Source organism: Halomarina oriensis (assembly GCF_009791395.1).
Lineage (GTDB): Archaea > Halobacteriota > Halobacteria > Halobacteriales > Haloarculaceae > Halomarina > Halomarina oriensis.
Window position 1 is genome coordinate 38,106 of the sequence record NZ_WSZK01000028.1, and the last position, 13,116, is coordinate 51,221.

Consider the following 13,116-nt stretch of genomic DNA (forward strand, 5'->3'; position numbering starts at 1 on the left):
TCCTACTCGTGGTATGACCGAACCGCGCGTACCCGGTGGGCGGACGCGCACCGTCTCGCTCCCCTGCGGTGAGACCGTCGACGTACACGACCTCGACATGGGGATGCGCGAGTACGAGTGTGCCTGCGGCGGCACGCACGCCGTCGTGATGGATATGCACCCGCTGAGTCGCTTCGTCCCCGAGGACCTCGTCGCGGTGCTCGACGAGGCCATCGACACGACGACGGGCGAACCGTTCGGCACGACGCACACGATGGGTATCGTCCTCGAGGAGTTCCCCGAGCAGGTCGTCAGCGCCGACACCAGCGAGGACGGGAGCGTCGGCTACGCCATCCTCTGGATGACGGACTTCGACTCGCGGCGACTCCACGAGGTGGTCGTCGAGTTGCTCGTCGAACTGATGGAACACGCGGTCAGCCACGCCTCCGACGACGACGCGATGACCGACTTCGAGCGACAGATGCTGGAGTTCGACGTGAGCGAGTTCGTCGACCAGTACCGCGCCCGGCGGGAGTTCGAGACCGAACACGACCGGCCGGTCTGAACCACTCCGGTACTCGCTCGCTGACTGACGAGAACCACCCGCCAGAGTCGGATTCGGTGCATCAGTTTTATAGCTATGGTAGGTGATATCAGTCCATGACAGGCGATAACGTCGACAGACGGTCGTTTCTGAAGTTGGCGGGCGGCGCAGCGGCGACGGCGTCCTTGGCAGGTTGTGCCGGCGACGGTGGCGGTGAGGGGACCGACGACGGGACCGGAACCGGCACCGACGGCGGCGGCGGTTCGACGATGACCGAGGGCGGCGACGAGACCGAGACCCAGACCGAACAGGCGGAACCGGAGACCCGCGAGGAGTACCTCCAGCGGGCGAACCAGGTACTCCACGACGAAGCGCCGTGGATATTCCTCAACCGGCAGTACAGCGTCTACGGGAAGTCCAACCGCATCGAGTGGGAGGCGCGGCGCGACGAGCGCATCGACGCCTACGAGATCACCCCGACGGAGGGGTCGGACGTCCGCATCACCCAGAGCCAGTTGGACTCGGGGCTGGACCCACACGACCACCGCGAGACGCCGACGGACAACATCGTTCTCCAGTCCTACGAGGGCCTGCTGAGCCGTGACGCCGAGGGGAACGTCACCGAGGCGCTGTCGAACGGCTACGAGCGAGTCGAGGACGGCCGCGTGCGGTTCATGATCCGCGAAGGGGTCACGTTCCACAGCGGCGAGGAGCTGACGCCGGCGGACGTCGCGTTCTCCGTCAACCGCATCGTCCAGGAGAACATCGGTGGGCTGGTCAGCCCGCAGAGCGACCAGCTCGCGGGCGTCACGAGCGCGGAGGTCGTCGACGGCGAGCGGGCCGTGGACGTCGTCTCCGAGGGCGGTATCAACCCCATCGTGTTCTCGCTGTTCGCCACCTACTGTGACATCGTCCAGCAACAGTGGATCGAGGACAACGACTCGGCGACCATCAACTCCGACATGAACGGGACCGGCCCGTTCCAGCTCGACAGCTACGACCAGGGCGTGAGCGTCAGCTACACGCGCTACGAGGACTACTGGCGCGAGCCGGCCCCCGCCGAGACGCTCGAAATCACCAACGCGGCCGAATCCAGCACGCGAGTCAACCAGCTGCTCGGCGGCGAGACGGACATCATCGTCAACGTCCCGCCACAGGACGCCGGCCGGGTCCAGAACAGCGGCGACACCTCGCTGAGTGCGGTGCCGAGCACCCGCGTCATCTACAACGCGATGGTGTACAACGCCGAACCGTTCGACTCGGTGCAGTTCCGCCAGGCGATGAACTACGCCATCGACCTGCCGAGCATCATCGAGAACATCCTCTCGGGGTTCGCCGACCCGACCGGTCAGCCCACCCTGGAGGGGTTCGTCGGCTACAACTCCGACGTCGGCCCGTACGAGCAGAACGTCGAGCAGGCCCAGCAGCTCGTCGAGGAGAGCGGCTACTCGGGGGCGGAGATTACGCTCCACACGCCGGTCGGCCGGTACCTGCGCGACCTCGAAATCGCACAGGCGGTCGCCGGTCAGATCGACGAACTGGAGAACGTCTCGGCGTCGGTCGAACAGCGTGAGTTCGGGCAGTTGGCCGAGGAACTGCTCGACGGCGACATCTCGACCGGCCCGTCGTTCTACCTCATCGGGTGGGGCAACGCGACGTTCGACGCCAGTCAGACCATCATCCCGCTGTTGACGACCGACGGGGCGCTCACCTCCTACAGCAACGAGGAGGTCGACGGACTCATCGAGAGCGCGCAGTCGATGGGCGGGAGCGACGGTGGCAGTGGCGGCGACTCTAACAGTTCGGGTAACTCCAGCGAGTGATGGCACGAACGGGGGACCGCTGAATGTCGTTCGGGCGCTTCCTGCTGAAGCGTGTACTGCAGGGTGTACTCGTCGTCTGGGGTGTCATCACGGCCGTGTTCCTGCTCCGGTTCATCACGCCGGGGAACCCGGTGGACTTCGTCGCGCCGCTCGACGCGAGTCAGGAGCTACGCCAGCAGATAGCGGCGGAACTGGGACTCGATCAGCCCCTGTACATCCAGTACTTCGAGTACCTGTTCGGCCTGCTCCAGGGCGACATGGGCTACTCGTATCTCTCCGGGCAGGAGGCGAGCGTCATCGTGTTCAACCGCCTCCCGGCGACGGTCGAACTCGCGGTCGCGGCGACTATCGTCGCCGTCGTCCTCTCCATCCCGCTGGGCGTCATCAGCGCGACACGTCGCCACCAGCCGGCGGACTACGGCGCGACGACGTTCTCGCTGCTCGGCATCAGCACGCCCAACTTCTGGCTGGGCATCATGCTGCTGTTGGTGCTCTCGGTGCAGTTCGACGTCTTCCCGGTCGGGCGACGGGGCATCCCGTTCGTGGACGCGTTCACGCTGCTGCTCCAGGGGAACGTCTCCGGGATGCAGCTGTGGCTCTCACACATCGCGCTCCCGGCCATCACGCTGGGGACGTACTTCACGGCGCTCATCACACGGCTGACGCGAAGCGGGATGCTCGACGAACTCGGGAAGTCCTACGTGCGTGCGGCACGCGCGAAGGGTATCCCGGAGACGCTGGTGCGGTACCGCCACGCGCTCAGGAACACGCTCATCCCGGTCATCACCGTCGTGGGACTCCAGTTGGGGACGCTCATCGGCGGGGCGGTCATCACCGAGCAGGTGTTCAACTGGCCGGGGCTGGGACTGGAGGTCATCGGCGCGGTCAACGCCCGTGACTGGCCCATCCTCCAGGGGAGTCTCATCGTCATCGGCATCGGGTTCGTGCTGGTGAACATCGTCGTGGACGCGCTGTACGCGTATCTCGACCCACGGGTGGTCGACTGATGGTCTCGCCACGCACCGTCCGGAACCTCAAACGCGAGTGGCGCGACAACTGGCTGGCGAAGGTCGGTGTCGTCCTCGTCGTCGCCATGGTGCTGGTCGCGGTGTTCGCACCGTTCATCGCGCCGTACAACCCCCGGTCACAGAGCCTCGACGACAACCGACTGCCGCCGATGGGGTTCAGCAAGACCGAGAACCAGACGAGTTCGGAGTTCGTCGACGGTGAGGCACAGGTCGTCTCCGAGGAAGTGACCATCAACGCGACGTGGGACCACCCGCTCGGGACGAACCAGCTCGGACAGGACATGCTCTCGCGGGTCATCTACGGGGCTCGGACCTCGCTGCTGGTCGGGTTCTTCGGCACCCTGTTCGCCATGCTCATCGGCGTGCCCATCGGTCTCGTCGCGGGCTACTCCCGTGGCCGGGTCGACGACGCGCTGATGCGCTTTGCGGACGTGATGCTGGCGTTCCCGTCGCTCGTGCTCGCCGTCGCCCTCGTCGGTCTGTGGGGGCGGGCGACGTTCAGGATACCGGACCCGTTCGTCGCGCTCGGACTCGCGCCGGGGATGCCCGGAAGCGTCGTCATCCCCGGGACGGTCATCGCCGTCGTCGCACTGGTGACGTGGGTGTGGTTCGCCCGCGTCGCGCGTGGGGAGGCGCTGTCGGTCCGCGAAGAGGAGTACGTCAAGGCCGCTCGCAGTCTCGGCGCGAGCGACCGGTTCGTCGTCTGGAAGCACGTCCTGCCGAACAGCCTCACGCCCATCCTCGTACTCGGGACCATCCAGATCGCGGCCATCATCCTGCTGGAGAGCGCGCTGTCGTTCCTCGGATTCTCGGGGACGACGCTGTCGTGGGGCTTCGACATCGCACAGGGGCGTGACGACCTGGCGACGGCGTGGTGGGTCGCCACCATCCCCGGCCTCGCCATCGTGCTGACCGTCATCGGTATCAACCTCGTCGGGGACTGGCTCAGAGACGCACTCGATCCAGGACTGGGCGGCGAAGGGGGGTCCGGCGCATGAGCGAACGGAACTCGGTCGAGGAGACGGCCGACAGCGCCAGTGCCACCACCGACGGTCGGACCGACTCCCGGTCGGACCTGCTGCGCGTCCGGGACCTCTCGACGCGCTTTTTCACCGAAGAGGGACAGGTCAACGCCGTCGAGTCGGTGTCGTTCGACGTGCGCGACGGCGAGATACTCGGCATCGTCGGCGAGAGCGGGTCCGGGAAGTCCGTGACCGCGCTCTCGCTCATCGACCTCGTGGAGTCGCCGGGTCGGGTCACGAGCGGGCAGGTCTGGTACCGTAACCCGGACCTCGCCGAGGAGTTCCCCGACGCCGCCGACGGGGAGTTCGTCGACCTGCGGGAGTTGCCGACGCGGGTCCGACGGACGCTCCGCGGGCCGTCGTTCAGCATGATCTTTCAGGACCCGATGAGCAGTTTCAACCCCTCCATCACCGTCGGCGAGCAGATCGCCGAAGCGGTCGAGGTCCAGCGCCGGGCGAACGCGAACCCGCGCTCGACACGCTCGCGGACGCAGGGGTACGGTCTCGGGCGGTTCATCCTCGACGGAGTCGTGCCGAACCGTGACTACACGGACCCCGAGAGCAGTCGGCGGGCGGTGGAGTTGCTCGAACAGGTCGGCATCCCCGACCCCGAGCAACGCGCCGACGAGTACCCCCACCAGTTCTCCGGCGGGATGCTCCAGCGGGCGATGATCGCGCAGGCGCTCGCGGGTGAACCGGACGTACTCATCGCCGACGAACCGACGACGGCACTCGACGTGACCATCCAGGCACAGATCCTCAACCTGCTGCGGGACCTCCAGGACGAGCGCAACATGAGCATCGTGATGATCACCCACGACCTGGGTGTCATCGCCCGGATGTGCGACCGGGTCTGCGTGATGTACGCGGGCGAGGTGGTCGAACGCGGGACGCTCGCCGACGTGTTCGACCGACCGGTCCACCCCTACACCGAGGGGCTGTTGGGGTCGATTCCGGACCTCGACGACCCCGCACCACGCCTTCAGCCTATCGAGGGGAACGTCCCCTCGCTGCTCGACTCGGAGATGGGCGACCGGTGTTACTTCGCCGACCGGTGTCCGAAGGCGATGTCAGAGTGTCTGACTCACCCCCCGGAGTTCGACGCGGCGGGAAGCGAGGAACACCGTGCACGCTGTGTGCTGGCCGACCACGACTACGACCCGAGCGAGGCGCTCCCCGAGGACTTCTTCGGGGGTGGCAGTCCCGCCGAGACGGGCGTGACGAGCACGGACCAACAGGCCGAAGACGGTGCGACGAGCGAGGTGAGCCAGGATGACTGACCCGCTCGTCCGCGTCGAGGACCTCCGGAAGTACTACTTCGAGCAGGACACCCTCGTCGACCGGATGCTCGGCCGCGAGCAACAGAGCGTGAAGGCCGTCGACGGCGTCAGTTTCGACATCCACCGCGGCGAGACGCTCGGACTGGTCGGCGAGTCCGGCTGTGGGAAGTCGACGACCGGCGAGACGCTGCTCGCCCTCCGGGAGGCGACCGGTGGGAGCGTCGGGTTCGACGGGACGGACGTCTTCGGGATGGGCCGTGCGGAGCTGAAGAGCTTCCGTCGTCGCGCACAGGTCGTCTTCCAGGACCCCTTCTCCAGTCTCGACCCGCGACTCACCGTCGGCGACATCATCGGCGAACCGCTCCTCATCCACGGCCAGTCGGACAGCGCGGGACGACGTGAACGCGCGAAGGAACTCTTAGAGCGTGTCGGCCTCTCGGCCGGACAGGTCGACCGGTACCCACACGAGTTCTCGGGGGGCCAGCGCCAGCGCGTCGGCATCGCCCGCGCACTGGCGCTCGAACCGGAGTTCGTCGTGCTTGACGAACCCGTCTCCGCACTCGACGTGAGCGTCCAGGCGCAGGTGCTCAACCTGCTGGAGGACCTCCAGGAGGAGTTCGGGTTGACCTACCTGTTCATCGCCCACGACCTCTCGGTCGTCCGGCACATCTGTGACCGCGTCGCCGTCATGTATCTCGGGGAGATCGTCGAAATCGGGACGACCGACGACATCTTCGACGACCCACAACACCCCTACACGCAGGCGTTGCTCGACAGCGTTCCACGAGCGGCGACCTCCGAACACGGCCGTCGGGTCGACGCGCTCGCCGGCGACGTCCCCTCGCCGCGGAACCCACCGCAGGGCTGTCACTTCCACACGCGCTGTCCGCACGCACGCGAGGCCTGCCGTGCGGAACCGCCGGCCTACGACGTGAGCGAGGGACACGAGGCGGCGTGTTTCCGACTCGACGACGACCACGCCTACTGGGAGAGCGACCCCATCGCACAGAACGCGACGGGGGAGGACACCTCCGAGCACGCGCCGGAGTCGACGAGCGAGGCCGACTGAACGCGACGGTTCGTCGCGTTCAGTCGAGGTCGAACGCCGGGTTCCACGCCACCTCCCAGAGGTGACCGTCGGGGTCGGCGAAGTACCCCGAGTAGCCACCCCAGAACACCTCTTGGCCGGGTTTCACGACGTCACCGCCGGCGGCCTCTGCCTCGGCCAGCACGTCGTCCACCGTCTCCGGGGAGGCGACGTTGTGCGCGAGCGTGACGCCCTCGAACCCGGAGCCGTCCTCCGGAACCGTCGCGTCCTCGGCGAGCAGGGTACGGGGGTACAGCGAGAGCCACGCCCCCGCGAGTTCGAAGAAGGCGACGTCCGAATCGGGGTCACGCTCGCGCATCGGGAGCGCCAGTCCGTCCCTGTAGAACCGAATCGAGCGGTCGAGGTCGGTGACGCCGAGCGTGACGAGACTGAGACGCGGGTCCATGGACACGGGACGACACCGTCGGAGATAACGGTAGCCGGTGACTCCCGGCGTGCGCCCGTCGTCACGACAGCTATTCAACGACGGCGGAGCACTCGTCTATCATGAACGAGGACTCGCCGGACGACGCTGCCGAGGACGTGCCGCCGATGGACGAACCGACGCCCGTGAAGGGACTCGGTGGGGTCGCCGACTACTGGGACGACATCGTCGCCGACATGGAGACCACGGCCGAGGAGTACCGCGAGCGGGACTGGGAGACGCTGGAACTCCACCCCGGACAGGTCTGGCCGCAGTTCGACACCGGCGCGTTCGACGTGTTGCTCCCCGACAGCGAGTACGAGGCGCTCGTCGAGTTCGTCGACGGGGGCGACGTGGACGACTACGACGTCTTCCGTGCGGAGGTGTCGATGGTGTTCTTCCTGCTCGTCATGCGTGACGAGGAACGAAGGCGTGCGGTGTTCGTCCCCGGCTACTACGACTTCGGTCACGGGAAGAAGCTCTACTACGGCCTCGACGGCGACTCGCTCGGCGTGAGCGTCCGGCGACTCCGTGAGGACGGCCGCGTCGAGTTCTCGCTCGACCGCCCGGAGCCGTTCTTCCCCGAGGAGGTTCGGGAGGCGAAGTTAGAGGAGTAGGGAGGTCGACCGAAGGGAGACCTCGAAGTTCCGAACGGCGAGCGTCGCGACCCGTGAGGAGTAGGGAGCCGCTCGCCTCGCTCGCGTCTCCGAGCGTCGAGCGGGGGACGACGACGGATTCCCGCCGTCGTTCCGGTCGACGAGTCCCGACCGTTCCGACGCCGTTTCGATATTCGCAGTTCGACTTCGGGTTTCGCAGATTTTCGTCGGGCTTATTACGATGTGCTGGTTCGGTGTGGGTAATGAGCGACGAGGAGCCTCAGTCAGAGGTCTCGACCGACTCGACGATTCTGCTCATCGGCAGCGGCCCGATTCAGATCGGGCAGGCCGCCGAGTTCGACTACTCCGGTGCGCAGGCGTGCCGAGCGCTGCAGGAGGAGGGAGCACGAGTCGTCCTCGTCAACTCCAACCCCGCGACCATCATGACCGACCCGGAGATGGCCGACGCGGTGTACATCGAACCCATCACCGTCGAGGCCATCACCGAGGTCATCGACCGCGAGCGTCCGGACGGCGTCATCGCCGGTCTCGGTGGGCAGACGGGGCTGAACGTCACCGCCGAACTCGCCGAGGAGGGCGTCTTGGAGGCGTACGACGTCGACGTCATGGGGACGCCGCTTTCCACCATCTACGCGACGGAGGACCGCGACCTGTTCCGCCAGCGTATGGAGAACATCGGCCAACCGGTGCCCGCCTCCACGACCATCACGCTCGACGAGGGCGAGACGGTCGCCGAGATGACGGCCGAGGCGCTCCGTGACCGCGTGGACGCCGCCGTCGAGGAGGTGGGTGGCCTGCCGGTCATCTCCCGGACGACGTACACGCTCGGCGGGTCGGGGTCGGGCGTCGTCGACGACATCGACGAACTGTACGAGCGCGTGCGGAAGGGCCTGCGTCTCTCGCGGAACTCCGAGGTGCTCGTTACCGAGTCCATCTCGGGGTGGGTCGAACTGGAGTACGAGGTGATGCGCGACGCCGACGACTCCTGTATCATCATCTGCAACATGGAGAACCTCGACCCGATGGGCATCCACACGGGCGAGTCCACCGTCGTCACGCCCTCGCAGGTCATCCCCGACGACGGCCACCAGGAGATGCGCACCGCGGCACTCGACGTCATCCGCGAACTCGGCATCCAGGGTGGCTGTAACATCCAGTTCGCGTGGCGCGACGACGGGACGCCGGGTGGCGAATACAGAGTGGTCGAGGTCAACCCGCGTGTCTCCCGGTCGTCGGCGCTCGCCTCGAAGGCGACGGGCTACCCCATCGCCCGCGTCACGGCGAAGGTGGCACTCGGCAAGCGCCTCCACGAGATAGAAAACGAGATTACGGGTCAGACCACCGCCGCGTTCGAACCGGCCATCGACTACGTCGTGACGAAGGTGCCACGCTGGCCGCAGGACAAGTTCGAGGACGTCGACTTCACGCTCGGGACGGCGATGAAGTCCACGGGGGAGGCGATGTCCATCGGGCGGACGTTCGAGGAGTCCCTCCTGAAGGCGCTGCGCTCGGCGGAGTACGAACCGGCCGTCGACTGGACCGAGGTCGACGACGACGAACTCGACGAACAGTACCTCGAACGCCCGTCGCCCGACCGTTCGTTCGCCATCTTCGAGGCGTTCGACCGGGGGTACGACGTCGAACGGGTCGCGGACCTGACGGGTATCGAGTCGTGGTACGTCGAGCGGTACGCCCGTATCGCCGAGGCAGCGAAGGACGCTCCCGCCGGCGAGTTCGAACTGGTCGCCGGCGTCGGGTTCACCGACCGCCAGGTCGCCGCACTGGCCGACGGTGCGTCCACCGCGGAGGTGGCCGCTGGCGGCGACGCGTTCACCCCGTCGTCGCTCGACGAGGTGGCCGCGGCGACCACGGACCGCCGGTTCAAGCAGGTCGACACCTGCGCGGGCGAGTTCGAGGCGTCGACGCCGTACTACTACTCCGCCCGCGACCCGGTCAGCGGGTTCGGGCGCGACGAGGTGCAGGTCGACACGGACGTCGAGAGCGTCGTCGTGGTCGGCGGCGGCCCCATCCGCATCGGGCAGGGCGTCGAGTTCGACTACTGCTCGGTCCACGCGGTCCGGGCGCTGCGCGAACTCGGCATCGACGCCCACGTCGTCAACAACAACCCCGAGACGGTGTCGACGGACTACGACACCTCCGACGGCCTGTTCTTCGAACCCATCACGGCCGAGGAGGTGGCGGACGTCGTCGAGGCGACCGGTGCGGACGGCGTGATGGTCCAGTTCGGCGGGCAGACCTCCGTCAACGTCGGCGCACCGCTCGAAGCGGAACTCGCCCGCCGTGGACTGGACTGTGAGATTCTCGGGACGAGCGTCGACGCGATGGACCTCGCGGAGGACAGAGACCGGTTCAACGCGCTGATGGACGACCTGGGTATCGCCCAGCCGGAAGGCGGTTCGGCGACGAGTCGGGACGAGGCGCTGGACCTGGCACACGACCTGGGCTACCCGGTGCTCGTCCGGCCGTCGTACGTCCTCGGTGGGCGGGCGATGCGCGTCGTCCACTCCGACACGGAACTGGAGCGCTACATCGAGGAGGCCGTGCGCGTGTCGCCGGACAAGCCCATCCTCGTCGACCAGTTCCTCGACGGCGCGGTCGAACTCGACGTCGACGCCGTCAGCGACGGCGAGGACGTCCTCGTCGGGGGCATCATGGAGCACGTCGAGACGGCGGGCGTCCACTCGGGTGACTCGGCGTGTTCGATTCCACCGCGCTCGCTCGACGCGGAGACGCTCGGACGGGTCCGTGCGGTCACGGAGGACATCGCCGAGGCGCTCTCGACGGTCGGCCTGCTGAACGTACAGTTGGCAGTCAGAGACGGGGAAAGCGAGGCGTGGAGCGCCTCGGATGCGAGCGGTGAAACCGCGAGCGAGGTCTACGTTCTGGAGGCCAACCCACGCTCCTCGCGGACGGTCCCGTTCGTCTCGAAGGCGACGGGCGTCCCCATCGCCAAACTCGCGGCGAAGGCGATGGCGGGGCGCTCGCTCGCGGACCTCGACGTCGACGAGCAGGTTCCCGAACACGTCAGCGTCAAGGAAGTCGTGTTGCCGTTCGACCGTCTGCCCGGTTCGGACCCGCGTCTCGGCCCGGAGATGAAGTCGACGGGCGAGGTGATGGGCACGGCCCGGTCGTTCGGGAAGGCGTACGACAAGGCGCAGGACTCGACGGGCGCGCCGATTCCCGAGGGCGGGACGGCCGTCGTCGGGTTCGACGAGTCGGTGCAGGACGCGTTCGCGGACTACTACGACCTCGCGTCGTTCGCGGACGACGAGGCGATGGCCGAGGCGATTCGTCGGGGGGACGTCGACCTGCTGGTCACCGACGACCGGGACGCGCTGACGCTGGCCGTCGAGGAAGAGGTTCCCTACGTGTCGACCGAAGCGAGCGCCCACGCGACGCTGGCGGCGCTGGCGGCGACGGGCGACCCGCTCGACGTGTTGCCCGTCGACGAGCGCCCGAAAGTCACCCGGCAGTGGGGCGGCGAGTAGCGCGAGGACCGACGAACCGAGCGTTCAGTCGGCCGACCCGACACCGAGCAGACCGACGACGATGCCGACGGCGGCCGTCAGGTGGAGTGCTCCGAGGCCGAGTTGCGCGTTCGTCGGCAGGCCGAGGTCCCCTGCGCCGAGCGTCAGCGGAGCGAGCATGAACAGGAACACGAGCGCCGCGGCGACGAGGAACCACCGCGCGGGTCGCTCGGTGAGTCGGTCGAGCGTGGCGTAGACCAGCGTCGCCCCGACGCTGGCGACGAGCGTGACGGCGACGATGGGCACCCAGCCGAACTGTTCGACGCCGGCGAGTGTGGAGTCGAGCGCGACGGCGACGAACCGGGCGACGACGGTCAGTACCAGCGCGAGGAGCGCCGCGACGAGGCCGCGACGGACGAGGGTCCCCGAATCGAGCCGCGTTCGGACGCCGCCGGCCGGGGGAGTGGGAGTCGAAGTTGCCACGATAGCGTCTCTACGCGCCGCGAGGAGATGAACCAGTCACTCCTCGGTCACGGGGTGCGCGCCGACCGGGACGTTTCATACTCTCACCCGTCGAGTCGTACCCATGAGCGACACCGACGACGACCACGAACGCTCCGTCCGCGACGCGTTCCCCGAACTCGACCGTATCGCGGACGACGACCTGCGTGCCGGCGTCGTCCGGGCGTGGGCGACTGCGATGGCCGACAACGACGTCGTGGACCTCGCCACTGTGCCCTGGTTCCCACCGGTCCAGCGCGAACTGGGTATCGACGACGAGTACCTGGTCGACCACGTCCGCGACGTGACCGCGGGAGCCATCGCGCTCGCCGAGACGCTCACGGAGCGACGCTCCCCCGACCTCTCGCTCGACCTCGTCGTCGCGGGAGCGCTGGTCCACGACGTCTCCAAACTCTACGAGTACCACGGCGACGAGGAGACGGCCGTCGGCGACCTGCTCGGTCACCCGCACTTCGGGGTCCACGTCGTCGCCGCCGCTGGACTCCCCGTCGAACTCCAGCACGTCGTCCTCTCACACACCTCGCGGACGAGCGTCGACCCGGCCACGCTGGAGGCGGAGGTCGTCCGTCGAGCGGACGAGGTGGCCGCCAGCGCGATTCGCCTGCGAGTCCTCGACGACCTCAGGGACGCCTGAGTGTGACGTTCGCCGGTGTCGACAGGCAGAGAGCGTGGGTCTAACGTCTTGGTTACATCACGAATGGCCGCTCAGTACCCCTCGAAGCTTGTGCCGAGGTCGAATTGTCCGATATCAGTGGTTGTTGGCGGCTGCGTCGGTGATGCGGCTTCCGTTGGCCGAATATAGCCGACTCGGAGGTCATCGTCCACCTGCACCCAGAAGTTCTCGACAGATGCGTCTCCAGCGAGTGGGAGGTTGTTGAACGCATTACGGTGAGCCTGTGCGTGGAGATGGTCTCCAGCTTCGTTTATCGGTCCGAGCGTAACTTCGTAATTCACCCCACCAAACTCGGTCGTCAGGGCATCGTGCATTTCCGACGAGATGGTAACCGACGCGCCATCAACGGCCCCACTGAGGTACGCTGGGTCGAACGCTCCGAACACCTCGCTGTCCTCAGGGTCGAATTGCAGTTTGAGAATATCGGTCCAGACGGGAGCCTCCGTTCGGGTGAGTTCGACGTTTACGTGTTTTCGCCACACGAGTCCGCTCGCAGACTGAATCAGTTCTGGTGTCGCTGTACTCCGTGTGTCGTTCGACGAATCAGTCGCTGGACAGCCAGCGAGGGAGGCAACACTCCCTGTCGCGCAGAGTGCGAGGAACTGACGCCGTGAACGTGAGGGGACCAT

12 protein-coding genes are annotated in these 13,116 nt (G+C 67.2%); 9 read left to right on the forward strand and 3 right to left on the reverse strand.

All coding sequences use genetic code 11. The features are described 5' to 3' along the window. Nucleotides 1-13 precede the first annotated feature (13 nt). The 6 genes from GQS65_RS15805 to GQS65_RS15830 all read left to right on the forward strand — a co-directional run bounded on the left by GQS65_RS15805 (nucleotide 14) and on the right by GQS65_RS15830 (nucleotide 6,745). Nucleotides 14-544 carry a DUF5815 family protein gene (locus GQS65_RS15805; protein ID WP_158205598.1) on the forward strand — a complete coding sequence of 177 codons (531 nt, stop codon included), beginning with the start codon at nucleotides 14-16 and terminating at the stop codon, nucleotides 542-544. Nucleotides 545-639: 95 nt separating this feature from the next. Beyond that, complete coding sequence (locus GQS65_RS15810; protein WP_158205599.1) at nucleotides 640-2,346, forward strand: ABC transporter substrate-binding protein; 1,707 nt, start codon at nucleotides 640-642, stop codon at nucleotides 2,344-2,346. A gap of 23 nt (nucleotides 2,347-2,369) precedes the next feature. Beyond that, on the forward strand, nucleotides 2,370-3,353 hold the full coding sequence (locus GQS65_RS15815) for an ABC transporter permease (RefSeq protein WP_158205600.1): 984 nt from the start codon (nucleotides 2,370-2,372) through the stop codon (nucleotides 3,351-3,353). Beyond that, nucleotides 3,353-4,372, forward strand: a complete 1,020-nt coding sequence (locus GQS65_RS15820) for an ABC transporter permease (protein WP_158205601.1) — start codon at nucleotides 3,353-3,355, stop codon at nucleotides 4,370-4,372. Before GQS65_RS15815 ends, GQS65_RS15820 begins: the two co-directional genes overlap by 1 nt. Then, entirely contained in the window at nucleotides 4,369-5,676 is a 1,308-nt protein-coding gene (locus tag GQS65_RS15825) for an ABC transporter ATP-binding protein (RefSeq protein ID WP_158205602.1), read from the forward strand. The genes GQS65_RS15820 and GQS65_RS15825 overlap by 4 nt, the downstream gene beginning before the upstream one ends. After that, on the forward strand, nucleotides 5,669-6,745 hold the full coding sequence (locus GQS65_RS15830; protein WP_158205603.1) for an ABC transporter ATP-binding protein: 1,077 nt from the start codon (nucleotides 5,669-5,671) through the stop codon (nucleotides 6,743-6,745). Before GQS65_RS15825 ends, GQS65_RS15830 begins: the two co-directional genes overlap by 8 nt. Before the next feature lie 19 nt (nucleotides 6,746-6,764). On the opposite strand, the gene GQS65_RS15835 is transcribed toward GQS65_RS15830, so the two are convergent. Then, entirely contained in the window at nucleotides 6,765-7,169 is a 405-nt protein-coding gene (locus tag GQS65_RS15835) for a VOC family protein (protein WP_158205604.1), read from the reverse strand. Nucleotides 7,170-7,270: 101 nt separating this feature from the next. Here GQS65_RS15835 and GQS65_RS15840 point away from each other — a divergent pair, with 101 nt between their 5' ends. Both GQS65_RS15840 and carB read left to right on the forward strand, forming a co-directional pair. Then, complete coding sequence (locus GQS65_RS15840) at nucleotides 7,271-7,804, forward strand: DUF7529 family protein (protein WP_158205605.1); 534 nt, start codon at nucleotides 7,271-7,273, stop codon at nucleotides 7,802-7,804. A gap of 242 nt (nucleotides 7,805-8,046) precedes the next feature. Beyond that, nucleotides 8,047-11,313 carry a carbamoyl-phosphate synthase large subunit gene (carB, locus tag GQS65_RS15845; protein WP_158205606.1) on the forward strand — a complete coding sequence of 1,089 codons (3,267 nt, stop codon included), beginning with the start codon at nucleotides 8,047-8,049 and terminating at the stop codon, nucleotides 11,311-11,313. Between the two features lie 24 nt (nucleotides 11,314-11,337). Here the strand turns inward: carB and GQS65_RS15850 are convergent, their stop codons facing one another. Beyond that, a complete protein-coding gene (locus tag GQS65_RS15850; protein WP_158205607.1) occupies nucleotides 11,338-11,775 on the reverse strand; it encodes a DUF6069 family protein in 438 nt (145 codons plus the stop codon). A gap of 103 nt (nucleotides 11,776-11,878) precedes the next feature. Between GQS65_RS15850 and GQS65_RS15855 the strand changes: the two genes are divergently transcribed. Then, nucleotides 11,879-12,448, forward strand: a complete 570-nt coding sequence (locus GQS65_RS15855) for an HD domain-containing protein (protein WP_158205608.1) — start codon at nucleotides 11,879-11,881, stop codon at nucleotides 12,446-12,448. Between the two features lie 71 nt (nucleotides 12,449-12,519). Here the strand turns inward: GQS65_RS15855 and GQS65_RS15860 are convergent, their stop codons facing one another. Continuing rightward, on the reverse strand, nucleotides 12,520-12,969 hold the full coding sequence (locus GQS65_RS15860; protein WP_158205609.1) for a hypothetical protein: 450 nt from the start codon (nucleotides 12,967-12,969) through the stop codon (nucleotides 12,520-12,522). Nucleotides 12,970-13,116 lie beyond the last annotated feature (147 nt).